Annotated in this window: 20 protein-coding genes and 4 pseudogenes; 19 read left to right on the top strand and 5 right to left on the bottom strand. The window is 55.3% G+C overall.

Annotated features, from left to right (window positions below; genetic code table 11):
- Positions 1–142: 142 nt before the first annotated feature.
- From CAF65_RS16660 to CAF65_RS16715, 15 genes and pseudogenes are all read left to right on the top strand, one after another.
- Positions 143–3664 (top strand): annotated as a pseudogene (locus CAF65_RS16660) (DUF637 domain-containing protein); the annotation flags it as partial.
- A gap of 3 nt (positions 3665–3667) precedes the next feature.
- On the top strand, positions 3668–4057 hold the full coding sequence (locus tag CAF65_RS16665) for a hypothetical protein (RefSeq protein ID WP_085717256.1): 390 nt from the start codon (positions 3668–3670) through the stop codon (positions 4055–4057).
- Positions 4058–4276: 219 nt separating this feature from the next.
- Complete coding sequence (locus CAF65_RS16670; RefSeq protein ID WP_085717257.1) at positions 4277–4831, top strand: hypothetical protein; 555 nt, start codon at positions 4277–4279, stop codon at positions 4829–4831.
- Between the two features lie 112 nt (positions 4832–4943).
- The gene (locus CAF65_RS29055) at positions 4944–5024 is read left to right on the top strand and encodes a toxin C-terminal domain-containing protein (RefSeq protein WP_371919010.1); all 81 of its coding nucleotides are present in this window, start codon (positions 4944–4946) and stop codon (positions 5022–5024) included.
- 366 nt (positions 5025–5390) lie between these two features.
- A pseudogene (locus tag CAF65_RS16675) lies at positions 5391–10235 on the top strand (hemagglutinin repeat-containing protein); the annotation flags it as partial.
- Positions 10236–10250: 15 nt separating this feature from the next.
- Positions 10251–10721, top strand: a complete 471-nt coding sequence (locus CAF65_RS16680; RefSeq protein WP_085717259.1) for a hypothetical protein — start codon at positions 10251–10253, stop codon at positions 10719–10721.
- A gap of 135 nt (positions 10722–10856) precedes the next feature.
- Positions 10857–11150 (top strand): annotated as a pseudogene (locus tag CAF65_RS29060) (polymorphic toxin type 50 domain-containing protein); the annotation flags it as partial.
- Entirely contained in the window at positions 11090–11368 is a 279-nt protein-coding gene (locus CAF65_RS28475; protein ID WP_146226175.1) for a hypothetical protein, read from the top strand. The pseudogene CAF65_RS29060 and the gene CAF65_RS28475, both read left to right, overlap by 61 nt.
- Entirely contained in the window at positions 11368–11826 is a 459-nt protein-coding gene (locus CAF65_RS16690) for a hypothetical protein (protein WP_085717261.1), read from the top strand. Before CAF65_RS28475 ends, CAF65_RS16690 begins: the two co-directional genes overlap by 1 nt.
- Positions 11827–11897: 71 nt before the next feature.
- Positions 11898–12194, top strand: a complete 297-nt coding sequence (locus CAF65_RS16695) for a polymorphic toxin type 28 domain-containing protein (RefSeq protein WP_085717262.1) — start codon at positions 11898–11900, stop codon at positions 12192–12194.
- Complete coding sequence (locus CAF65_RS16700; RefSeq protein WP_085717263.1) at positions 12191–12598, top strand: contact-dependent growth inhibition system immunity protein; 408 nt, start codon at positions 12191–12193, stop codon at positions 12596–12598. Before CAF65_RS16695 ends, CAF65_RS16700 begins: the two co-directional genes overlap by 4 nt.
- A 145-nt stretch (positions 12599–12743) precedes the next feature.
- Positions 12744–15551: pseudogene (locus CAF65_RS16705) on the top strand (DUF637 domain-containing protein); the annotation flags it as partial.
- The gene (locus CAF65_RS28045) at positions 15548–15895 is read left to right on the top strand and encodes a hypothetical protein (RefSeq protein WP_143492123.1); all 348 of its coding nucleotides are present in this window, start codon (positions 15548–15550) and stop codon (positions 15893–15895) included. The pseudogene CAF65_RS16705 and the gene CAF65_RS28045, both read left to right, overlap by 4 nt.
- A 181-nt stretch (positions 15896–16076) precedes the next feature.
- Entirely contained in the window at positions 16077–16550 is a 474-nt protein-coding gene (locus CAF65_RS28055) for a hypothetical protein (protein ID WP_256578655.1), read from the top strand.
- Positions 16547–17086, top strand: coding sequence for a DUF2247 family protein (locus tag CAF65_RS16715; RefSeq protein WP_085717266.1), 540 nt, complete (start codon positions 16547–16549; stop codon positions 17084–17086). Before CAF65_RS28055 ends, CAF65_RS16715 begins: the two co-directional genes overlap by 4 nt.
- Positions 17087–17585: 499 nt before the next feature.
- On the opposite strand, the gene CAF65_RS16720 is transcribed toward CAF65_RS16715, so the two are convergent.
- The 3 genes from CAF65_RS16720 to CAF65_RS16730 form a co-directional block, all read right to left on the bottom strand.
- Positions 17586–18320, bottom strand: coding sequence for a thioredoxin family protein (locus CAF65_RS16720; protein WP_085717267.1), 735 nt, complete (start codon positions 18318–18320; stop codon positions 17586–17588).
- Between the two features lie 187 nt (positions 18321–18507).
- Positions 18508–19377 carry a DUF6279 family lipoprotein gene (locus CAF65_RS16725; protein WP_085717268.1) on the bottom strand — a complete coding sequence of 290 codons (870 nt, stop codon included), beginning with the start codon at positions 19375–19377 and terminating at the stop codon, positions 18508–18510.
- Positions 19378–19574: 197 nt separating this feature from the next.
- Positions 19575–19763, bottom strand: coding sequence for a hypothetical protein (locus CAF65_RS16730; RefSeq protein WP_015096330.1), 189 nt, complete (start codon positions 19761–19763; stop codon positions 19575–19577).
- Positions 19764–20114: 351 nt separating this feature from the next.
- Here CAF65_RS16730 and CAF65_RS16735 point away from each other — a divergent pair, with 351 nt between their 5' ends.
- Both CAF65_RS16735 and CAF65_RS16740 read left to right on the top strand, forming a co-directional pair.
- Positions 20115–20951 carry a S1 RNA-binding domain-containing protein gene (locus tag CAF65_RS16735; RefSeq protein WP_085717269.1) on the top strand — a complete coding sequence of 279 codons (837 nt, stop codon included), beginning with the start codon at positions 20115–20117 and terminating at the stop codon, positions 20949–20951.
- Between the two features lie 194 nt (positions 20952–21145).
- Complete coding sequence (locus tag CAF65_RS16740) at positions 21146–22078, top strand: DMT family transporter (RefSeq protein WP_085717270.1); 933 nt, start codon at positions 21146–21148, stop codon at positions 22076–22078.
- On the opposite strand, the gene CAF65_RS16745 is transcribed toward CAF65_RS16740, so the two are convergent.
- Positions 22023–23204, bottom strand: a complete 1182-nt coding sequence (locus tag CAF65_RS16745; protein ID WP_085717271.1) for an MFS transporter — start codon at positions 23202–23204, stop codon at positions 22023–22025. The two genes, CAF65_RS16740 and CAF65_RS16745, sit on opposite strands and share 56 nt — an antisense overlap.
- A gap of 104 nt (positions 23205–23308) precedes the next feature.
- Here CAF65_RS16745 and CAF65_RS16750 point away from each other — a divergent pair, with 104 nt between their 5' ends.
- Both CAF65_RS16750 and CAF65_RS28775 read left to right on the top strand, forming a co-directional pair.
- The gene (locus CAF65_RS16750; protein WP_085717272.1) at positions 23309–24202 is read left to right on the top strand and encodes a LysR family transcriptional regulator; all 894 of its coding nucleotides are present in this window, start codon (positions 23309–23311) and stop codon (positions 24200–24202) included.
- Between the two features lie 135 nt (positions 24203–24337).
- Positions 24338–24466 carry a PA1414 family protein gene (locus CAF65_RS28775; protein WP_007972508.1) on the top strand — a complete coding sequence of 43 codons (129 nt, stop codon included), beginning with the start codon at positions 24338–24340 and terminating at the stop codon, positions 24464–24466.
- 116 nt (positions 24467–24582) lie between these two features.
- Here CAF65_RS28775 and CAF65_RS16755 read toward each other — a convergent pair whose 3' ends face one another.
- Positions 24583–24834 carry a phosphopantetheine-containing protein gene (locus CAF65_RS16755; protein ID WP_085717273.1) on the bottom strand — a complete coding sequence of 84 codons (252 nt, stop codon included), beginning with the start codon at positions 24832–24834 and terminating at the stop codon, positions 24583–24585.
- Positions 24835–24893 lie beyond the last annotated feature (59 nt).

The following is a 24893-nucleotide window of genomic DNA, read 5'->3' on the forward strand; positions in this document are numbered from 1 at the left end:
CAAGCTGCCAATCTAACGCCAAGTATCTTCCGCCAGCCTAGAACGATGTCTAACCGCACCAAGGTAAACGGGAACAGACCACGTTCTCGGTGCTGATTGGTGCTGGTTGGCACATAAAAGTGGTCTGCCCCCGTTTCGCTTCCTGAGCAACCTCGGCTTCAACCCGGACATCAGAGCCAAGCGACTGGGCGATGGTCTGTATGAGCAGCGCCTGATCCAGCAGGCCGTCATGGCGCGTACCGGTCAGCGTTTTATCGATGGCCAGACCACCGATGAAGGCTTGTTCAAGTACCTGATGAACAACACCATCGCCAGCAAACAGGAACTCAACCTGTCGCTGGGCGTATCCCTCAGCGCCGAACAGGTCGCAGCACTCACCCACGACATCGTCTGGATGGAAACCATGCAGGTCAATGGCGAGGACGTGCTGGTGCCGGTGCTGTACCTGGCCAACGCCAACAATCGCCTGGCACCCAACGGGGCACTGATCCAGGGCAACGACGTCACCCTGATCGCCGGCCAGGACCTGAACAACGCCGGCACCTTGCGCGCCACCCACAACCTGTCGGCCAGCGCGGGCAACGATCTGGTCAACAGCGGCCTGGTCGAAGCCGGCAACCGCCTCGACCTGCTGGCGGGAAACAACCTGGCCAACAGGGCCGGAGGCATCATCGCGGGCCGTGACGTCAGCCTTACTGCCGTCAACGGTGACGTGATCAACGAGCGCAGCGTGACCACCGCGCAAGCCAGCAACGGTGATTTCAGCACCGGCCGCGCGTACGCCGATAGCGCCGCCCGTATCGAAGCCGCCAACGATCTGACCATCAAGGCCGGTCGTGACGTCAACAACGTCGGCGGGATGCTACAGAGCGGCCGCGACACTACGATCAACGCCGGTCGGGATGTGAATCTGGTTTCCGCGCAGGCCGAAAACAAGGTTGCGAGCGGCAGCAGCTTTCTCGACCAAAACATCACCCAGATGAGTGGTTCGGTCAGCGCCGGTCGTGACCTCTCGGTCAATGCGGGGCGCGACATCAGCGTCATCGCCAGCCAGCTCGACGCCAAGCGCAACATCGCCCTGGCCGCCACGGACAACCTCACTTTGGCCTCGGCAGCGGACGAGGCGCATAGCTACAGCAAAAGCAAAAAAGTCACGACGCAGGAAGACCATGTCAGCCAGGTCGGCACCCGCCTCACCGCCGGCGGCAACGTCGCCCTGAGCGCCGGCCAGGACCTGACCCTGCTCTCCAGCCGGGTCAGTGCCGGTGATGAAGCCTACCTGGTGGCGGGCGGCAATCTTGAGTTGCTGGCTGCACAGGACAGCGATTACTCGCTGTACGACATGAAGAAGAAGGGCGCTTTCGGCGCCAAGAAAACCCGGCACGATGAAGTCACCGATGTGAAAAGCATCGGCAGCGAAATCACCGCCAGCGGCAACCTGACGTTGAAAAGCGATGGGGATCAGCGTTATCAGGTGGCGAAGCTGGAGAGTGGCAAGGACCTCACGCTGGACAGTGGTGGCAGCATCACTTTCGAGGCGGTGAAGGACTTGCATGATGAGAGCCATACCAAGAGCAATGGTGATGCGTTCTGGACCTCGTCGAAAGGCAAGGGCAACACCGACGAGACCCTGCGCCAGACCCAGATGATTGCCAAAGGCAACATCACCATCAACGCCGTCGACGGCCTGCACATCGACCTCAAACAGGTTGACCAGCAAACCGTCAGTCAATCCATCGATGCGATGGTCAAGGCCGATCCGCAACTGGCGTGGCTGAAACAGGCTGAAGCACGGGGTGATGTCGACTGGCGGTTGGTCAAGGAAATCCACGAGTCGTTCAAGTATGAGAACTCGGGGTTGGGGCCGGCTTCGCAGCTCATCATTGCGATTGCATTGGCTGCCGTCATGGGGCCGATGATGGCCGGCATGAACACGATGATGCAGGCGGTCGCGGTGAGTGCGGCGACAAAGGCCACGGTCAGCACCATCGACAACCGGGGCAACCTAGGGAAAGTCGTCAAAGACGTCACATCGAAAGACAGTATCAAAGGTTATGTCGTTGCCGCTGCTACGGCGGGTGTCGCTAAGGGGCTCAACTACAACCCGGGTGCACTTGGGTTTGATGTTCAGAGCTTGAACACCGTGGTGATCAAGGTGGCCGCCGATGCGGCGATCAAGACCGCTGTTTATGGAGGAAGCTTTAAGGACAACCTTGCCAGTGCTGCGGCTGGCACGGCCGCAAGCATCGGTGGTGCACTCGGGGCCGGGAAAATCGGGGACATGACCCTGGCAGAGGGGAGTCTTGAGAAAATCCTCCTGCATGCGGGGCTGGGTGGGTTGTTGGCCGAAGCGATGGGCGGTGATTTCCGTACGGGAGCGCTGGCGGGCGGAGCTAATGAAGTACTGGTCGGATTACTGGGCGACAAACTTCTGCCTTCGAACCTTGTTCCAAGCACCACGGACTACAACCAGGCCCAGGCGAATCTGATGGCGTTATCGCAGATTGTCGGGGTATTGGGTGCCGCGGCCGCTGGAGGAGATCTGAATGTTGCTATGGCTGTGGCGGCGAATGCTACCCAGAACAACTTCTTGGGCGATCACTCCAAAGCTCAACGTGACCGTGCGCGTGAAGCGTTTGAAAATGATCATGGGATTGAATCTGCTAAGCAGTTAGTAAAGTTAGACAGAGCGGACCAACGCAGTGATGATTTGCTCGCGGCATTTCATAACAACCCTGCTTCCCTTTCCAGAGCCGACCAGATAGAGCTTCAGGCCTATCTCCAGGTGTATGGCTATGAGCAAAGTCTCAAGTACGGTCCGGAAGTTGCCGAGGCCAGTGTTCAGCAACTGCTTCGTGACGGCCCGGTCCCTACCGATGAATATCACTATGCAGGTATGGATGACGTAAAAAATGCTTACGCGGATGCTGCGCGTGAGCAGGCAGGAGGGTTTTGGGCGCAACTTGGATGGACCAGGCCCAAGACCGAAAACGAACTGACTTATAAGGACGCTTTAGGTTATCTGCGTGTCAACGATGAACAACAGGGCCTGGCAAACATCGGTGGACCTGCAACCTATGCGCTTTCAGGTCCATTAGGCGCCGCCATTCGTCTTGCCGCCACTGCGAATGGGGTGCTTCAGGCGACCTATGGCGTCAATCAGGCGATCAATGGTGATACGTGGAATGCCGTTGGAAACATCGTGGTTGGGGCGATGGGGGCTGCCAGTCTGGGGATTCCAGGTGTCAAGGTACCTGGTTCCTTAGGTGCAAAAGGAGTCGTGACTTGGCAGGGTTCAGGCCCTACGCCAGGAGTACTGGGCTTGGAGCCTGGTTCCGTATCATCCAAAGCTATACAAAATTACTTCCCCAGCACAAAAAATGGCTCCATTGAGTTTGTTTTTGATCCTAAAACAAGCACTTTCGTTGTCGGTAAGCCAGCTGAGAATCTTGGAGGCTCTCCACATCAACAGCTGGCAAAGACTATAAATTCCGATGCATCTACCCTAGTCGGTGGTATGTTTAGGCGAGGGCCCAACGGAGAGATGATAACTAATGAATTTAGCGGCCACTATTGGAAGAACTGGAGTCCTGAGGTTAGAGTTAAGTTTGAACAGGTCCTCAAGCAATATGATCTTAATGTCAAACATTATCCTGGGATGTAAGGCATGACTACCGCCGGAGAAAATATCTTAAATAGCGATCTCGTCATTGTCAGAGACGAGCTAGGTCGCTGGAAACTTGAAAGTGCTGGAGTTTATTTTTTTCTAATTGAAGCGTCAGATTTTAAGCGAATTATCTCATTGCTTGAGATGCCAATTAATGATGTTAAATTAGCGTTAGGTCCGGATTTTCCCTATATGAGCGTTGCAGAGGTAGGGTTAAAGCACGATTCTGACTACTGGATAAGCCTCGCTATTTCTTGGGTGGCGGGCAGCTCAGTTCGAGACGCTTTTGCTTTTATAGATGACCTGAAAAGACTGTCGAAAGATAAGGCTGTCTCACAAAGGAATAGGCAGTTGGCTAAAAAAGAGATTAAACGCCTTCTTAATGGTTAGAAGATAAAGGGGTGTTTGTTTTGTTTCGGTGTTTAGTTCAGAAAATAGACCTGCCTCCTTTTTTTCTAATTCCGCCTGGCAAGCCTAACTCTACAATGGCCAATGAGGGCGAAGAGTTTGAGTTAACTGAGTCAGAGTTTTTGACTCTGATCTCGGGGGATTAAAGCTGATGCTTAGAATCTGTGGGTCGTCCATTACTTTTACTGAAAAGGACTGTCGATGCGTTTTTATTATTTTGGGCTCTTCTTGAGTCTGGCGGGGTTGCTGTCAGGCTGCAACACAACACCCTACGACAAGGCGACGGTTTACTATGATCGAGCGCAATTCCCGGAGCAGATCGTCAGAGACTATCCCGCGTTGACTGATCCGATTCTTCAGCATGGACGTTGCTCGCTGATTGTCGCGACTCCCGGTTCCAATACAGGGGCCTACTATTTCTGCACTTTCGCACTGACAACTAACGGGCTTTATGTGCAGGGCTGGGACGCCAAAACGTTGAAGTACGTGGAAATCGTCCACGTTGATCTGTCGATGCTCAAAACGGTCTCCATTTACTCATTCTTGCGAACGAATCAACTCCAGCTGACAGAGGAACGGCGCCAGATTGCGCTGAGTGCTTCCATCGATGAGGGCGGGTATGTCGACACTGCGGCCACTGAGCGTTTGTTCGAAGCGATTAGAAGCAAGGGTGTGCTTGTAGTGAAAAGCGAAGGCATGATGAACCCACCTGCACCTCCTGCGCAGATGTTCATTCCGATCATTATTTCGAAGTAAGAGACACAATATAGAACAGGTGACTCATAGGTCGCCAGTTTTAGTTAACTCCACAATTAGCGCCCGCATCGAAGCCGCCAACAACCTGACCTTGAGCGCCGGCAAGGACTTGGTGACCTCAATAAAAGATTTAAATAGCAAATCAACTCGCCTTGGAACATTTGACTCAAATCTAAACTGCATTGGTGATTAAGTGACTGACGATATTTTGAACTGGAGCACTAAAGGAAAAACAATTAAAGATCTGATGCAGGAGCTCCAGTCTTTCGAGGGTCAAAGCCTTAAGGTTGAACTTTCGCTAGATGGTGGGGTTTCAAGCATGCCGATAAGTCTTGTTGGGAAGAAAGAAGGAAAGTGCCTATTGATCAGCTTTAAGCAGACGACTTAGATTCCGAAAGGTCGGGATTTCAGAGTCATTACCTGCCAGATCGAAACCAAGCGCGAACGTGCGCTCTTGGCAGCATGAGATCTCACTCTGAAGCCACAAGAAAAAGCGATCTGGCCTGGAGCTCGGCGTATCCGGCTAGGTCAGCCCGGTGTCATCGCTCCGCAGCCAGGTCAACCCGCCGCCGTCGCTCCGCTGCCCGGCCAGACATCGCCGGCCATTACGCAAATCACCCCGGCAGCCAGCCAGACCGTCGCCCGGGTGCAAGGCCTACCGAGCAGCAGCGGTCAGTCCAAACCGCAAAAATACCTGATCGAAACCAACCCGGTGCTCACCGACCTCAAGCAGTTCATGAGCTCGGATTACCTGCTGGGCAACCTCGGCTACGATCCTGACGACAGCGCCAAGCGCCTCGGCGATGGTCTGTATGAACAACGCCTGATTCAGCAAGCGGTGGTCGCCCGTACCGGTCAACGCTTTCTCGATGGCCTGACCTCGGACGAGGCCATGTTCAAGTACCTCATGAACAACGCCATCGCCAGCAAACAGGAACTCAACCTGTCGCTGGGCGTATCCCTCAGCGCCGAACAGGTCGCAGCACTCACCCACGACATCGTCTGGATGGAAACCATGCAGGTCAATGGCGAGGACGTGCTGGTGCCGGTGCTGTACCTGGCCAACGCCAACAATCGCCTGGCACCCAACGGGGCACTGATCGAGGGCCGTGACGTGACCCTGATCGCCGGGCAAGACCTGATCAACGCCGGTACTCTGCGCGCCAGCAACAACCTGGCTGCCATGGCCGGCAATGACCTGGTCAACAGCGGCCAGGTCGAAGCCGGCAACCGCCTCGACCTGCTGGCGGGAAACAACCTCGTCAACAAAGCCGGCGGCATCATCGCGGGCCGTGACGTCACCCTTACTGCCGTCAAAGGTGACGTGATCAACGAGCGCAGCGTGACCACCCATGCAAGTGGTACGGGCAACATCAGCGGGCGCACTGACTTCGTCAACAGCGCCGCCCGTATCGAAGCCGCCAACAATCTGACCCTCAAGGCCGGGCAAGACATCAACAACATCGGTGGCGTGCTGAAAAGCGGCGCCGACACCACGGTCAACGCCGGGCGTGACGTCAACCTCGTCTCCGCCGAACAAGTCGTCAGCGGGGTGCGGGGGCTGCATCGGGATCAGACCGTCACCCAATATGGCTCAGCAATCGAGGTGGGCCAGGACCTAACCGTCAAGGCCGGTCGGGATATCTCCGCGATCGCCAGTCAGATCGACGCCAAGCGCGATGTGACGATGAGCGCGGTGGGTGACCTGACCCTGGCTTCAGCGGCGGATGAACTGCACTCCTTCGATCAGAACAAAAAATTCAAAAGTCAGGTAGACCATGTCAGTCAGGTATCCACCACGCTCACTGCGGGGGGCAGCGTTGCGCTGAGTGCGGGCAAGGACCTGGGCCTGATTGCCAGTCGGGTGAGTGCGGGGGATGAGGCCTATCTGTATGCCGGCAATGATGTGAATCTGGAGACAGCGGACAACGTTGACTATTCCTATTACTCGAAAACCAAGAAGGGCTCGTGGGGCAAGAAGAAGTCGACGATGACCGAGAGCGGTAGTGAGCAAGCGGTGTCGTCGGTTATTCAAGCGGAAGGCAAAACCACTGTAGTCGCGGTCAATGACATCAATATCACCGGCTCGACCGTGAACAGTGACAAGGGGGCCCTAGCGGTTCTTGCTGGCAACGATGTCAATCTGAATGCGGCACAGAACAACCAGTTCAGTGCATCCGCTAAGTCCAAGTCGGGCGGTTTTGGTCTGTCCAGCACCAGCAAGATGAGCAGTGACTCCTCCAGCAGCACGTCATTGACGGGGTCGACTCTCAGCGGAAACACCACGCTGGTTCAGGCGGGCAACAACCTGGTGGTGTCCGCCAGTAACGTGGTGTCGACCGAGGAGACCAACCTGCAGGCGGGTAAAGATATCCGTATCGAAAGCGGCATCGAGACCTTTAGCTCGCAGCACAGCCAGTCCACCAGCAAGTCCGGCCTGATGAGTTCCGGTGGGATCGGCGTCACCTTGGGGTCGTCCAAGAACAACTTCAAGCTGGACACCCAGGGTCAGACTGAGAAGGGCAGCACCATCGGCAGTGTGTTGGGCGATGTCGTGGTTACCGCTGGCAAAGACCTGACCGTCAAAGCCTCGGATGTGGTGGCGGGTAAAGACATTAGCCTGATCGGGCAGAGCGTCCGCATCATCGATGGAGACAGCAAGAGCAGTACGCATACCCAGCAGGAAAGTAAGAAAAGCGGTTTGACCCTGGCCCTGTCGGGAGTGGTTGGGTCGGCAGTGAATACAGCCGTACAAACCGTGCAGGATGCTCGGCATGAAGATGACAGCCGCTTGGCAGCGCTTCAAGGCATCAAGGCTGGGCTGTCGGGTTATCAGGCTTGGCAGGGAGCCCAGGCCGTTGAGGCCGGGGCCCAGGAGGGCAGTTTCTATGGTATTTCCTTGTCTTTGGGAACGCAGAAATCCAGTTCAAAGCAGGTGCAGGAGCAGAGTGTCAGCCAAGGCAGCAGTCTGACTGCGGGCAATGATTTGCGTGTCATTGCCACCGGCAGCGGCCCATCTGGTAGTGGTGGCGATCTTTCGGTGATCGGCGGCAAGTTGCAAGCCGGTCACGATGTATTGCTGTCCGCCGCTCGCGATATCAATTTGCGGGCCGGAGACAATACCCAAAAACTTGACGGTTCCAACAAAAGCGGTGGCGGTGCTGTCGGTGTCAGCCTCGGTGTGGGTTCCGGCGGTGGCGGTTTGTCGGTTTTCGCCAATGCCAACAGCGGCGTCGGCAAGGAAAAAGGCAACGGCACCACCTGGACCGAAACCACTGTCGATGCAGGTAACCAACTGACCCTGAACAGTGGTCGCGACACGACCCTGGAAGGGGCGCAGGCTAACGCGCAGAAGGTGGTGGCCGATATTGGCCGCAACTTGACTCTGACCAGCCTGCAGGACAGCGATAGCTTTGACTCCAAGCAGACCAACGTCAGTGGCGGCGTGAGCGTCGCCATTGTCGGCAGCGGTGGCAGTGCCTCGCTAAGTGTCAGCCAGGACAAGATCAAGTCCAACTTCAATAGCGTGCAAGAACAGACGGGCCTGTTTGCCGGTAAGGATGGTTATCAGGTCACTGTAGGCGATCATACCCAGCTCAATGGCAGCGTGATCGCCAGCACTGCCAGTTCCGACAAAAACAAGCTGAGCACCGGCACCCTGGGTTGGACTGACATCGGTAACAAAGCCGACTTCAGTAGCCAGCATCAAGGTGTCAGTGGAGGTACTGGTGGGGATGCTGGCTCGATGTTCATGGGCAACATGGGCAGCATGCTGCTGGTAGGGGCAAACAACAACGGGCATGACAGTAGTACCACCTATTCGGCTGTTTCGAACGGTGAAATCACCATTCGCGGCAAAGACCAACAACAGCAGGATGTGTCATCGCTGAGCCGTGACGTCGAACACGCCAACAATGCTTTGAGTCCGATTTTCGACAAGGAGAAAGAACAGAACCGCCTGCGCCAGGCGCAGCTGATTGGTGATATCGGCAACCAGGCAATGGATATCATCCGGACTCAAGGTTCGATCGAGGCCGCAAAAGCTCAGAAAGATCCGCAGATGCTTGAGGCGGCCCGGCAGAAGTTGGTTAAGGAAGGCAATCTCTCTCCAACAGGAGAGCAGCTTGCGAAGCAGGTCAATGAAGCCGTAATGGAGCAATACGGTACCGGCAGCAATCTCCAACGTGCCGCACAGGCAGTTACGGCAGCCGTACAAGGGCTGGCGGGTGGTAACTTCAACCAAGCTCTGGTGGGGGCATCTGCGCCTTATCTGGCGGGTTTGATCAAGGAAAGTATCCCCGACAATCTCGAAGCCCGACTTATGGCTCACGCGGTTCTTGGTGCCGTATTAGCCAAGTCGCAAAGTAACTCGGCTCTGGCCGGTTCGGTGGGGGCAAGTATCGGAGAGCTGGTGGCCACCCAGCTGTTCCCGGACAAATCCGTTGATCAACTGACAGAGGCCGACAGGCAGAAAATTTCGGCTTTGTCGACGCTGGCTGGTGGTCTGTTGGGCGGTCTGGTTGGCGGCGATCTTGCCAATGCGGTGGCAGGTGGAGAAACCGCCAAGAATGCTGCCGAGAACAACGCCATGGGCATGGATGTTGGCAGTAACCTGGCACTCTGGCTATCCAATACCAAAGATTGTGACATCGAGTGCAAAGGTAAGATTGCGCAGCAAGGAGCTGCTGGGGGCCTGGTCCTTTCGAGTGCGCTGTTAGTGGCGATAACCGCTACTGCGGTTGCACCTGAGGCCATTGCCCTGGCCCGCGCTGCTGCACAGGCTTGCCAGGCCAATCCACCACTTTGTGTCAACGAGGTCGGTTTGTGGATAGCCGATGTCGGGATGAGTGAGGCGTTGCCCGCAGGGTTAGTCGCCGGTGGAGCAGGCAAACTGACAGCGGACCAGCTCAGTGACGTCCGAGCGTTGATGGAGCTTCAAAAGCAAACTGGGAAGCCGGTGAGTTCTGAGGCGTTGTCTGTTGCTTTGGGGACCGGGAATGGTGCAAAAGGAATTAGTCAAGTTGAGCCAGAGGTCATTGCAAAAGTAAACGGCGGACGCGCGCCATATTCTGAGTTAAACGGTGCAATTGGGGAGGCTCGGGGTTGGAATCAGGCTCTTGAATCAGGGCAACTACCTATTTCCGGGCCAGGGAAGGCGTCACTACCGGGGGCAGATTACATTACGTATGATCCTGCAACGCGATCTGTGATCGTATGGGATGCCAAATACCGTGCTCCTGGAGGGAGCTATCCATCGGCTCTGCCTCCGTCTAAATTGCAGGCATGGCAGACAGAAATCATAAACTCTGTAAAAAGCATGCCGGATGGACCGGCTAAAACATCAGCTGAGAATGCCTTGAAGGCGGGCAGGGTCGAAGGTCGAATATTCAAATGGCCACAATAGATAAGGAGGGTTGATATGCTTGATTGGTCATTGCTATGTAAGTTAGGTGTTGGCAGTACAGTTGATGTATTGGAGGGCGGAATTGCTCTGGAGGATGGTGTATATAAAATTTCAGACTCGAAATATTTATTAGCTGACGTTTTTTCTGAAAATGGCAAAGAAAAAATTAAGTTGCTATCAATTTTTTGGGCATGTAGTGAGCCTGCATTTCGTCGTGCCTATTTCAGAGATGTTGAAAACGATGACATGGCCAAATGCTTCCCTCCGGTAGAGTTACTCCCACTTGGCTCGGGTATGAGCTATGGCAGCATACGAAATGTTTTGAGTTCTCTTGAACCTGACCAGTTCTTGGAGTATGCATCTTATCGAGTTATGTCTGATGGTGCGTTTGTTCATAAAAGCTTGGAAGGTCGTAAGGCAATTTATTACTTCCGCTCGTCTGATATCATTGAGGATGAGTTGCCCTACGCAATTCTCTGGAGATAAAGCGAGGGCGTAGAGTTTAAGCACGAGTTTCTTTGGTGCAAAAGCCACAGGTGCCTCGCTGGACAACGTAGCCAGCAACATTCATGCTGGGCAGCAAGGCAAGGATGTTCTGGGGCATAACAATTTTATTCCCGGCGCAGTTATTTTGATGAGGGTGTGGATCCTCAAAAACTGTTGAATGGTGCTCATGCAGGAGAGTTTCCTGTCGTAGGTTATGGTTCCCGAGGTCAGCCAATAGTTGATTTCGGTAAAAATATTGGTGTTGATGGATCCTCTGGTTTGGCGACGAGATATGGAACAATACATTCAGGCAAAAACGGAGCGCATATTGTTCCGACAAACCCTGCTACTCAGCAAAGGAAGCAGAGTTGGGCCGCCCCCTTACTGAGTTGGAGACCAAGACTCTCTACCAAAACTCTACTGCTGTAGAGGTTCCACGAGATGTACATATTGCAGGTCCGACGTATGGCGGGAAAAATACTCCTGCTCAGATTCAGCAAGATGCAGCGGATCTGTGCGGTGCAGTTTGTCGTGACACAGAAGCTTTGCGGGCAAATCTGAACAGTCGAGGTTATGATTCGAAGTTAGTAGATGAAACTGTTCAAAAAATAGTGGAAAGAAATCGCAATACGGGGGTTATTAAATAATGAACACTTGGTCGGATTTTGTTCTGGCTCTTGGTCAGGATGAAAGCGGGAAAATAGTCACCGACTTATGTCGAAGAGTCGGAGAATTGCCAGTCGTTTCGGAAACCCCGGATAACTATAATGACCCGGAAGGTAAGACAAGATTTTATAAATTTATTAAATCTGGTATGGAGATTGGGTTTCGTTCGGGAAAATTAAATCACATTCATTTTTTTGTGCAGCCTCACGAAGGTTATTCGGCATATAAGGAAGATGTGCTTGGTCGCATACCTCAAACATGGCGTCTTCAAGATGTTGTTGCAGAGCTAGGCTCACCTAGCAAAGAGGCGCCAAGTAGATTCGATGTGTTAATCGGCTATGTACAGCAGTGGCTGAAGTATGAGTTTAAAACTTACGCTCTACGCATGGAGTTTTCGGAAGATGGACGCTTGTGGAAAGCGACGCTAATATCAAGTTGATCGCTTTAAACGTAGCGATGGATTAGATGTTTGTGTGATTTTTAGATGGTGCAAAAGGGACTGGGGAGTCTTTGGCGAAACTGAGCCAAGGACAACAAAGAGCTATCAGCAAAATTGACAATATTCTCAGTAACTTCAAAGATTGCGATATCACGGGTACCTTAAAGGATATGGCCGGTACTCCTGTTCCGAAGCCGGGTGGCGGTTATTGGGATCACTTGAAAGAGATGAACGACATGCTTCGAGGATTACGAAACCATGCAGATACTCTAAAGGGTGTGAGTGATCCTGTAGCGCAAGCTGCACGTCAAAGAGCAATAGATTCTATTAATCGTATTGAGTCAGCTTTAAATGGTGCGGGAATATGAAGTTTCGCGATTTAGAAAAAGAAGCTCCAAATGATTGGTTGCCTGAAAATTATCCATCGTCTTTAACCGAGTGGTATTTGTCGGTGCGCGACACCCCTCTAGAGCAGTTAAACGTAGGGGATGTGTGTCGAACATTAAGGCAGGGGCTTTTTATTCGCGAGGTACTTCCTATTGCGGTAGCCATATTAATCGATGATGTTCTGGCGGGAGAGCGGTATGACGGTGAGCTGGTGGCCGCTCTTGCGGGGGTGAACACATGTTACTGGCAAGCGAGCTCAAATGCGACGCTGCAAACAATATGTGCTTTGAATGAAGTAGATCGCTTAACTAACGATGCGGAACTCTTAAGGGATTCATCAAACTTGAAGAGGATGCTTGGAGATTTGATGGGTAATAAACAATAGTTTATTAGGTGCAAAAGGCGTTGAAATACCTCATCTAAAAAGGGAGCAGATTGATTTTCACAACCCATTCCTTCGAAAAAGCGGACAGATTTATTTAAGTGGAAAAATAAATCTGTCCCCTTTTTGACTGGTGCCAGTGCTGTACCTGGCCAACGCCAACAACCGCCTGGACCTTTTGGCCGGCAATGACCTCATCAACAAAGCCGGCGGCATCATTGCCGGACGAGATGTCAGCCTGACCAGTATCCGTGGTGATGTGCTGAACGAACGCACGGTCACCGGCTATGACACCCGCACGGGCAACAGCAGTTTGCACCGCGATTTTGTCGACAACGCTGCGCGCATCGAAGCGGCCAATGACCTGACCCTTCAGGCTGGGCGCGATGTGAACAACGTCGGCAGCGTCCTGCAAAGCGGCCGTGACCTCAGCATCAGCGCCGGCCGCGACGTCAGCATCACCTCCGCCGCACAGGTGAGCAGCAACACCCGCGGCACCACCTACCGCGACCAGAGCATCAGCCAAAACGGCTCCAGCCTCGACGCCGGGCGTGACCTGTCGATCAATGCCGGCCGCGACCTCACGGCCATCGCCAGCCAGCTCGACGCCAAGCGCAACATCGCCCTGGCCGCCACGGACAACCTCACTTTGGCCTCGGCAGCGGACGAGGCGCACAGCTACAGCAAAAGCAAAAAAGTCACGACGCAGGAAGACCACGTCAGCCAGGTCGGCACCCGCCTCACCGCCGGCGGCAACGTCGCCCTGAGCGCCGGCCAGGACCTGACCCTACTTTCCAGCCGGGTTAGCGCCGGTGATGAAGCCTACCTGGTGGCTGGCGGCAATCTTGAGTTGCTGGCCGCACAGGACAGCGATTACTCGCTGTATGACATGAAGAAGAAGGGCGCTTTCGGCGCCAAGAAAACCCGGCACGATGAAGTCACCGATGTGAAAAACATCGGCAGCGAAATCACCGCCGGCGGCAACCTGACGCTGAAAAGCGATGGGGATCAGCGTTATCAGGTGGCGAAGCTGGAGAGTGGCAAGGACCTCACGCTGGACAGTGGTGGCAGCATCACTTTCGAAGCGGTCAAGGACCTGCACCAGGAGAGTCACGAGAAGAGCAAAAGTGATCTGGCCTGGAACTCCGCCTCCGGCAAGGGCAATACCGATGAGACGGTGCGCCAGAGCAACCTGGAACATCAGGGCCAACTGGCGATCAAGGCGGCCGAAGGCTTACGTATCGATCTCAAGCAGATCGACCAGCAGTCGGTGAGCCAGACCATCGACAGCATGGTGCAAGCCGATCCGAGCCTGGCGTGGTTGAAGGAGGCTGAGGCTCGCGGAGATGTCGACTGGCGCAAGGTGCAGGAGGTTCACGACAGCTTCAAGTACAGCCACTCGGGGCTCGGTGCGGGTGCCGTGCTGGCGATCATGATCATCGTGGCCGCCTTGACGGCCGGGGCAGCGAGCGCGGCCCTGGGCTCTACAGCTGGTGCGACAGCAGGTTCTGGCACCGCCATGGCTGCCGCCGGCACCTCCTTGGCCGGCGAAGCGGTGGCGGCCGGTTGGGCCAACGTCGCGCTGACGGCGGTGGCGACCTCGGCGGCCGGTACCGCCACCGTGAGTACGATCAACAACAAGGGCAATATCGGTGCCGTCATCAAAGACGTGACCTCCCGTGACTCGCTGAAGGGATACGCCATTGCAGGCGTTACGGCGGGCATGACCGCAGGGTACTTCGATGACTGGACCGGTACCGCCACCGACCCTGTGACGGGCAAGATCACCACCAATCTCAGTACCTGGAAAGGGATTGGTCAGTTTGCGGCCAGCCAGGGGTTGCAAAACGGTACATCGGTGGCGATGAGCAAGATCATGGGCCAGGGCGGTGACCTGGGTGATGTCCTGCAAAACACATTGTTCAACACATTGGCGGCGGCTAGCTTCCATGCAGTGGGAGATTACGTTCCAGCTGCCGACGGCAGCCTGCAAAAGATCATGGTTCACGCCATGGTCGGTGGGCTATTGGCCCAAGTCAGCGGTGGCGACTTCAGGACTGGGGCGCTGGCAGCCGGGGCTAATGAGGCGGTGGTGGCGGACCTCAATAAACTAGTTCAAGGCAATCCGAATCTGCTGAGTATGAGCTCGCAGTTGGTCGGTTTGCTGGCCGCGTCCACACAAAGCGGCGCGGACGGTGACAGCCTTAAAACCGGGGCGTGGGTGGCGCAGAACGGTACCCAGTACAATTTTGGTGATCACCTGCCTCCAGGTTTGACCGAATATGCGCAAGCGGCCACTACCGCCGTGGAGTACATGCAAAACCAGGGGGCTTCCGCCGAAGAGGTTGATCAGGTCGCACGAGCACTCGCTCGAGGTGAAGGGTTTGAGGGTGTCCAGCCTGCGAACGAGTTCGTTAAGGCGTGGGGCGAATTCATGGCCGGAGAGCTCTCTGGCTTAGGCTTAGCCGCTATACTCGGGAAGGCCGGTACGTGGTTTGCTAAAGGGGAAATAGTTGGCGCTCTAGACCCTGTCCAAGCAGCACGCCAACGTCAGGCTGCTATGCTTGAAGAAAATCAAGGTTTCAATGCGAGCCCCATTGGTTGGGATAACTATCCGACCATTGGCCGTAACGGAACTTATATAACTGATAGAGAGGCAATTTCTAGTATTACCGGGCCGCTGAATATAGGAGGAGAGACGGTGATAACTAGGTCGCAGGCAACTCAGCTTGAGCAGGCAATGGGGTTGCAACCGGGTTCTATGGGTAATGGATTCAAGGTGCGCCAAGTGGATGGAATTACAGAAATGTCTCCGAATAGCCCTCTGCAGGGAAATGAATACTTTCAAGGTGCAGGTCAGCATCTTCCAGGAGGTGGCCCGGAGATGGTTATTGAATCAATTCCGACGGTTGATTCAGCAAAAGTGAAAACCATTACTACGGTGATAGTGAAATGAGTTCTGTGAAATCTATTACGAAAGCCTTTGTTTCTGAAGGTGCGTTATCGGAAATAGTAGTAAAGGTAATAGATGATAGTGTGGTTGAGTTACTAGTAGGCCTTGGGTTTGTCGCAGTGCCAGACAAAGAGCAAAAAACACTATCATTAATTGCTCCCGATCAAGACTTTAAGATAAAGCTATTCGCAAAACTACGAGATGAGGGTATTTGCTTTTCCGGTGGTCCAGATTGGTGTCCCGCCGACGTGTTTGAATTTTTAAGAGATCAAAAAATGCTGACTGGGTTTTATCGAAAGATAGTATGGGGTGGACCTAAAAATCCAAAAATAATCGAAAATTGTTAGCTGTAAAATATTTAAAATTCAGTTGGTGCAAAAGGGGGAGCTGTTAGCTCCGGCGCCGAAAATGCGGCCTTGTATCCAAAGCTGAAGGATCAACTAATGCAAGAAAACCTGAGCAATATCGCGGCTCAGGACTCAAGATTAGCTGCTGCTGTGAACGGCAGTGGAACGAAAAATCCGAACCATGGCCGGAGAGCTCTCTGGCTTAGGGTTAGCCGCTATACTAGGGAAGGCCGGTACGTGGTTTGCAAAAGGGGGAACAGCGCTATCAAATGATGTTCTAGTCGAAACGCGTATTGGCAATGGTACGAAGGGTCAAGGTAGCGGAAATAAAGTAGACCAACTTCCGAACCAACAAGTTGTTGGGGCTGACGGAAAACCAATACCGGTGTACTCAGAGAAGCCCAATGGCCCTTATGCCACACAAGAGTTCCCATCGACTCCAGTGGCGCATGGTTTTCCCGATATTGTCGATAACTATGCAAGCAGTGCGACTAAATTTCCTCTCAACAACGGCTCGTCGCTGTACCAAGCATCAGGTAGCTACAACGGTGTGGCGGGTAGGTTTGAATGGATTGTAGATCCGAAGTTGGGCGGTGTAACACACAGAATGTTTGTGCCAAATGGAACTGTTAACGGTATACCGGTGAAACCATGATTCAAGCAGTCTTTGAACGAATTTCCAAACATGGCTTGACTGACTGGGCCGTTTTGCTTCAGGGCGTCTGTGGTATTCCTAGCCTTTTGGGGCGCTTGCCAGCGTTTTGTGTGGAAAACTTTGCAAACGCTGAACTTGAAAAGGTGGCTGGGAATAATCCCTTGCTCGATGTGATTGTTAGCTTGGCTAACGATAGTGATCTGCCTGTATCTGAGCTATGCCCGCAGTTGCAAAAAATGAGCGAGTTTCAAAATGCGGACATGCAACGAGCCAGGAAAATATGGCGAGCTGCTGCATTGGAAGAACTTCTAACAAACCTAGACTCGGACCCGCTCTATGGGTTGATAAAGCTGTCGGAGTTTTGGTCAAATTGGGAGTGGCCTGCTGATGCTCCACTGTCGATGACTCCCGGTGCGATGACTTTGCCGGAACATCAATACCACACTGCATCGAACTATGATCACGTTGTTCATGAACATGAGCAATGGTTGAAAGATGAGCTGGCTGCTTTGAGCTGTAGAAAAATTTCAACTTGATCCGACAATCTCGACACTGGCCTTGCGCCGGTGTTTTTGCACCCTATCTGCACCATTTTTGTCGTCTTCCTGCATCCACCTGTAGCCCGGTAGTACTCAAGTAGCCCCCGTTCTGTAGTCTTTTTGTACCCCAGCCTGATGACCTTCGGTCTACCTGCTCAATACGCCTTTTTCTGCATGATTTTTTGCTCCTTAAGAAAAGTGAAAAGAAAGTGAAAAGGGGACAGGTTTATTTTTTGGTTTCGGTGTTGAAATCAGAAAATAGATCTGTCCCCATTTCCGTCGCGGGCCGGCGGCAGGGTTTTGAGGATGACGTTCATTGTCTTGGCCTTGTTTCTTATCTGGGGACTTTGTGCTGAATGATCGGGCCTCTTCGCCGGATCGCCGCCCGGACCAAGCCCGCTCCCACAGGGGCCTGGTGTGAACACATAGCTTGTGTACGACACAAAACCCGTGGGAGTGTGGCTTGCCCGCGAAGGCCACGCCTCGGAGTCTGGGGCTAACCGCCGTGGCAGCAGCTCGACTTCTCCTGTCCCTCATATTTGTCATGATGCCGTACCCACTCCATGATTTCGTCCTCATTGCGGCCCTTGGGTGTCAGGTCGAGGTAGTTGTAGGCGCCGACCAGCAAGTCCAGGCCCCGGGCATAGGTGGAGTAGGTATGGAATATTTCCCCGGCGTCATTGCGATAAAACACGCTGAGGCCGGGGAGTTCTTCCTCGGCGCCGTCGGTTTTTTCGTAGTTGTACGTGGCCTTTCCGGTGGCGGCCTCTTCGGCTCGGGCACAGACGCCAAAGTCGTAGTTGAAATCGCATCCTGCTGACGACACCCAGTCGAACTTCCAGCCCATGCGCCGTTTGAATGCCTGGAATTCAGCGAACGGTGCGTGGGAAACCGCCACCACTGCAATATCGTGGTGGGCCAGGTGCTGGTTGGCGCCGTCGATATGGTCGCTAAGGAACGAGCAACCGGGGCAGCCCTCGTCCCAGCCCTCGGCGAACATGAAGTGATAGATGACCAGCTGACTGCGGCCGCCAAACAGGTCCGCCAGTTTCAGTTCGCCGTTGGGCCCCTGGAAGCGGTAGTCCTTGTCGATTTTCACCCAGGGCAGGGCGCGGCGTTCGGCGCTGAGTTTGTCCCGCTCCCTGGTGAAGGCTTTCTCGCGGAGCAGGTGCTGTTTGCGGGCGACGAGCCATTCTTCCCGCGACACGACGGGGTGATTCTGGATGTTCATGCTGTTTTCTCCTGCGTGGGGCGGGGAGGGGACTTACACAGCCTAGTCGTTTGGCTTGTGTGGAATTCGACATACCGCTGGTCGGTCGTCAGTAAGAGCGTGGCTGATCGACAGCAGTCTTCCCGGCAATAACCACCCGCTACAGGTACTGGAGCAGGCTCGCTCCCACATGGGATTTGTGTAGCGTTTAGCCTTGTTTCGTCGCTTTCAAGCACTTCAGATCACTGAAGTCCTTCCTCACACCCTCGATTTTCTTCAGCAATCTTTCGCGTTGGTTTGGCGTGCTTTCAGCCATCAGATCCACGAACAGCGAGCGTGCCTGGGCCTCGGTGTTGGCAAAGGCCTGGCGATAGGCGGGTGTCCACAAGCTCTCACGATTGACCAGAAGTATCTCGATGCGTTGTGGGAATTGTGGACTCTGGCGTTGGGCAACAGCTGCACTGAATTGCTTCTGCCAATGGACCCGGTTGGCAAGCCACTGGGTGTTCTGCTCGCCAAGGGCGCTGGACCATGTGGCTACCCGCTGTTGCTGGGTGCTGTTCAGTGGCCCGAGCCAGTCGTTCAGGCGCTTTTCCATGCGTTCGCCACGCTCCTTGATCTGCTGGTCGAGGGAGGGCTTGAGGTATTCCTCCTTGCGCTTGCGCTGGTCCTTGGCGAAGGCTTCATTCATCTCGGCGACTTGCTTGTCATTCAGCCCCTGCAGCAACTCGATGGCCGACGGGGTGATTTCCCGCGCGGTCTCGGCGATCGCCTGTTCGGCTTCGTGGGCGCGGGCCTGCAAGGTGGCATCGGTGACCTGGTTGGTGGCGATCATGGTTTGCAGGCGGTCCAGCCAGTCGAGGTAGCCGGGCAGTTGGGTGGTGCAGTGCCAGCTCAGGTGTTCCTTCAGGCGTTCGTTCAGCCAGCTTTTTTGCTCGCCGTTCATGTCCAGGTAGTCGCTGAGCGTCCACGGGATGATCACGTCGAGGTTGCGGTAGGCCAGGCCTATGCGGTTGCACGCGCCGAGGGTAAGGGCGATGGTCAGCACAACGGCGATGTGTTTGAACCAGCGGGACATGGGCGAATCCTTGCGATAGCCAGTCTTCGGGGTCTGATTCTTATGTGAACCCAGGATGAGCCTGACAGTTCAGCCGAGCAACTGCTGCCGCTCGTTGATGTTCACAGGATTTGATGGAGTGTCGGCGGGGAGAAACGAGGTTCCAGTCCAAGCGCTTCGAAGCTCAAAGCGCTTTGGGACCAGGTGAGGCGAGGGGATTACTTTTTGCCCAGGGTGATCTGCTTGGACGGGCCGAATGTCTGGCCGCTGACGCCTTTGGCAATTTGCTGGATTTCACCGCCGGACTTGAGGAACGCAGCGATCTGGCTATTGATCGATTCGCTGGTTTCGACTGCTGGAGCTGGCTTTGCTTTGCTGGTGGATGCTTTTACGCGCATGGCGGCCATTAACCTGTAGAAAATTAATTTGGCCAGGCATCGTACAGGAGTCACCTGGTAATTGCTTGGCAAATATCCCCTCGCAATAATCGTGAGGTCAGGGTAATTAATCATCGGCCAATATTCGAAACAGGCGTCTAAGCCGCTGTTTTAACTAAAAACATTGCCTGGAAAAATACCGCGTTACGCCTGCCTGGGCATGGCGTAAATGCCCGGATCGGTCTGACGAGCGGCCAGGTGTGCGATGAAAACCCAGGAAAATTAAGGCCTTCAGAGGATTTTCTCGTGCCACCGGGCCGGGTGCCGAACGCAGCGCTCAAAACCGAGTAGAATGCCGCTCACGCAATGAGGGTATTGGACATGGCTTTAGTCGGGCGTTACAACAGTTTGCAAGTGGTTAAACACACTAACTTCGGTTTATATCTGGACGGTGGCGCGGATGGCGAAATTCTTCTGCCTAATCGTTATATTCCAAAAGATATTCCTACCGAAGATGAAGACTGGCTCAACGTTTTTGTTTATCTGGATAGTGATGACAAACTCATCGCAACTACTGAAAAACCGAAAGTTCAAGTCGGTGAATTCGCCAGTTTGAAAGTTGTTGAAGTCAACAGCATTGGCGTATTCCTGGACTGGGGGTTGCCGAAAGATCTGTTGCTGCCGTTCTCCGAAGAGAAGCGCCAGATGAAGGCGGGCGAGTATGTGGTGGTGCATGTCTATCTCGACAAGCACACCCGTCGCATCACCGCGACCGCGCGCCTGGACCGCTACCTGGACAAGACTCCGGCCAACTACACGGCAGGCCAGGAAGTGGATTTGCTGGTGGCCGAAGCCACGGACATGGGTTTCAAGGCCATCATCAACAACAAGCATTGGGGCCTGATCCACAAGAACGAAATCTTCAAGTTCATGCGCGCCGGTAAAGAGGAAAAGGGTTTCATCAAGCAAGTGCGCGCCGATGGCAAGATCAGCCTGAGCCTGCAGCCGGTCGGCCAGGAAGCGGCCACCAGCCTGAACTCGAAGATCCTCGCCAAGTTGCGCGAAAACAACGGCTCCCTGGCGGTCAGCGACAAGAGCGATCCGGCGTTGATCAGCAGCCTGTTTGGTGTCAGCAAGGGCAACTTCAAGAAGGCCATTGGTGCGTTGTACAAGAATGGCCAGATTGTCATTCATGCCGATCGTATCGAACTGAGTTGATTGCCTGACAGTACAGAGGGCCAGGATGGCGCCACCAGAGAAGTAAAGGTCTCTGGCAAGCGGCATTTTCTGGCCATCTGGTTAATAATCGACAGCATCATTTATTGGCCCCGGCCTTGCTGTTCAACCAGTAGACCGGGGTTTTGTTTTGACTGTCGAGTTTCTGCCATGAATTGTGTAATCGAGGTGTTCCTGTGATCGCCACCCGGCGCAGCGCCGACGGGTTTGCCCTGCAAGTGATGGTCGGGTTGTGCCTGGTCTGGGGCGTTCAACAGGTGATGATCAAGTGGGCGGCGGCCGATATCGCGCCGGTGATGCAGGCGGCCGGACGTTCCGGTATGTCGGCGTTGCTGGTCGGGATGCTGATCTGCTGGAAGGGCGGCTGGAACCAGGTGAGTACGACCTGGCGCGGCGGCCTGTTGGCCGGTGCCTTGTTCGGCCTGGAGTTCTTCTTCATTTCCGAAGGCCTGCAACTGACCACGGCGGCGCACATGTCAGTGTTTCTCTACACTGCGCCGATCTTCACCGCATTGGGTGTGCACTGGTTGCTGCCAAGTGAGCGTTTGCGACCCTTGCAATGGCTGGGGATTGTCCTGGCCTTTATCGGGATTGCCATCGCGTTTGCCGGCGGAGTGTCCTGGAACAACCTTGATTACCGTATGTTGATGGGCGATGCCTTGGGTGTGCTGGCGGGCGCGGCCTGGGGTGCGACCACGGTGGTGGTGCGTGCCTCGCGCCTGTCGGAAGCGCCGGTGACCCTGACGCTGTTCTATCAGTTGATAGTCGGTTTTTTCGGTTTGTTGTTGATCGCGCTGCTCAGCGGCCAGATCACCCATGTCAGCCTGACCACCGTGGCGGTCACCAGTGTGCTGTTTCAGGGCGTGGTCGTGTCGTTCTTCAGTTACCTGATCTGGTTCTGGCTGCTGCGCCGTTACCTGGCAGCGAACCTCGCGGTGTTTTCGTTCATGACGCCGTTGTTCGGCGTCACGTTCGGTGTGGTGCTGCTGGGCGAGGCGCTGAGCCTGAACTTCATCATCGGTGCAGTGCTGGTGTTGGCGGGCATCACGTTTGTCAGCGCTGAACAGTGGTTGCGCAGTCGTTTGCGCAAAGCTCTCGGGCAGGACTGACCGGCGCGAGCGTCAGGCCGCCGGCGATCAGCAAGCCGCAGCCGGCGACCACCAGTGCCGGCTGCAAACCGCCACTGAAATGACTGCTGAGCGCCGCCAGCAATGGCCCGCTGAGCTGGCCCAGGGCAAAGCAGGCCGTCAGCAGGCCGGCATTGCGCTGGGTCGCGTGGGGTGCCAGTTCCCGGGAGCGTTGCATCACCAGTTGCATGCAGGCCAGGAATGGCGTGCCGCACAGGATCACACCCAGCGCCAGGCCTGGCCCGTTGCCCAGCAGGCAGGCGAACACGCCAGCGGCTTGCAGCCATAACGTTGCCATCAACCAATGACGCGTGGCGCCGGGCTTTTGCCGACGCAAACTCACCAGCACCACACCGGTTGCCGCCGCCAGGCCAAAGCACGGCCAGAACAGGTCGGCCTGCCATTGGCCATGGAATTGCGCGTTGGCCATTTGCGACAAAAAGGTCGCCGGGATGATGTAGCCCAATCCGTACAAGCCGTAGATCAAGCCCAGGCGACCGACGCCTTGAGTGGACGTCGGGCTGGCGTTGGGAGCAGCGGCCACGGCGGCGGCCGGTTGTGGCAGGAACGGCAGGATCCCCAGCAGCATGGCCAGCCCTACAGCGGCATACACCAGCCACAAGGTGGCGGATGTCTGGCCCAGCAGATTCGAGCCCAGTGCCAACAAACCTGTCAGAAAAATCCCCAGGCCCGGTCCAGCGAAGACCAGGGCGCCGAGCCGAGGACGACCGGCCGCTGCCGCGAGCGGTTGGCTCAGGGCGGTGATCATCACCAGCACCCAGGCGCTGGCCACACCGGTGCCGAAGCGCAACAGCAGGTGTGACCAGAAACCATTGGCCCAGAACGAAGCCAGGGTCAGCAGCACGCAGAGCCACAATCCGCCGAGCAAGCGCCGGCGCACTTGCGCGGGACGCCGGGAAAACATGGCGTCCACCGCACCGATGAAATAACCGAGGTAGTTGGCGGCGGCAATCAGCCCGGCGGCAGTCAGGTCGACCTGACCTTCGCTGAGCAGGTGCGGCAGTTGCGGTGTCAGGGCAAAACGGCCGATGCCCATGGCCATCATCAGGGCAACGAAACTGGCGGATAGGCGAATCAGGGGAGACATGGTCTGGATTCCGTTCAGGGGATCAATGACCGTCAGGCTAGGACTGATTGACTTTCTTTAAAAATGAATAATATTGAGTAACTTGTTCTGTTTTGGAGAGTGTCGTGGAGTTCAGCCAATTGCGCATCTTCCAGGCGGTGGCGGAAGAAGGGTCCATCACCCGAGCCGCCGAACGGTTGCATCGAGTGCCGTCGAATCTGTCGACCCGGCTCAAACAGCTGGAAGAGCAACTCGGCGTCGAACTGTTCCTGCGCGAACGTCAGCGCTTGCAGTTGTCGCCTGCGGGAAAAGTCCTGCTGGACTACACCGCCAAGCTGTTTGCCTTGCGCGACGAAGCCAGCGCGGCGGTGCAGGGCGGGCAACCGGCGGGCGACTTCGTGCTTGGCACCATGTACAGCACCGCCGCGATTCACCTTCCGGGGCTATTGGCGCGCTACCACCGTTTGTATCCGGCCGTGAACCTGCAAGTGCAATCCGGCCCCAGCGGTGAACTGCTCGAAGGCCTGCTCGCCGGTCGACTCGATGCGGCGTTGGTGGATGGCCCTCTGGAGCTGGCCGGGCTCGATGGCGTGCCCTTGTGCGACGAGCGCCTGGTGCTGATCAGCGAGGCCGAGCATCCGCCGGTGCGCAGTGCGCTGGATGTGCAAGGGCGCGCGGTGTTTACCTTTCGCCAGGGTTGCTCCTACCGCATGCGCCTGGAAGCCTGGTTCGCCCATGACCACGCGGCCATGGGCCGGGCGATGGAGATCGAGTCCTATCCGGGGATGCTGGCGTGTGTGATTGCCGGTTCCGGTGTGGCGCTGATGTCGGAGTCGATGCTCGCCAGTTTGCCGGGCCGTGAGAGTGTGGCGGTGCATCCGTTGGCCGAGCCGTTCGCCAGCGCAACCACCTGGCTGATGTGGCGCAAGGGTATGGTCGGGGCCAACCTGAATGCCTGGATCGAGCAGCAACAGGTGGTTTTTCCGCCGGCACCGGTGCAGGCGCAGGAAATTGCCTGAACACAGGCTGATTGTAATGGATTCAGTAACAGATCATTGCGACTTTGCACGAGCATTGCGTAGGACTTCGGACTATTATCAGTGCGAACGGGCTTCAGAATTTTGGCCGCTCGGCACTACCCTGAAGGGGGCACCATGAAAGAGAAAATCCAAAACTGGCTGCATGACCTGGGCGTCGCTCTCGGTTTGATCGAGCCGCCTCTGCAACCCGTGCCTGTTCGTACTGATGACGAACAGCGCCGACGCCAGCAGCGTCGCCGGTAAAGAAGACTCCGGATCGCTAGTGAAGGTGGGCTTGTTCCGACAAGCCCCCTCGCCACAGAACAGCATGCTGCCATTCAATCCAGATTGTCAGAGACTGCGCATTTGGCAACCCAGCCTCAATGCCGCTCGATTTCCAGCAAAAACCGACTCAAATCATTCGCCGTCCTGGCGGATTTCAGCATCCGGTCTTCCTCGGCGGTAAACGCCGTTACACCCAGCTCATCTTCCAGATGAAAGATCAGTTCTTCGATATCTTCCTTATCCAGTCCCAACTGCGCCAGGCTGGCGTGGTCGTCGAAATCATCCCGGCTTTCCAGCAGGCGGCTGATGTAGCGATGCACGACAGCACGAACGGCAGCTTTTTTCATAAGCGTTCTTCCAGGAGGGGGGGCGTTTTTGCTCTCCGTGCCGGTACAGTTCCTGCCGT

Source organism: Pseudomonas sp. B28(2017) (assembly GCF_002113025.1).
Classification (GTDB): domain Bacteria; phylum Pseudomonadota; class Gammaproteobacteria; order Pseudomonadales; family Pseudomonadaceae; genus Aquipseudomonas.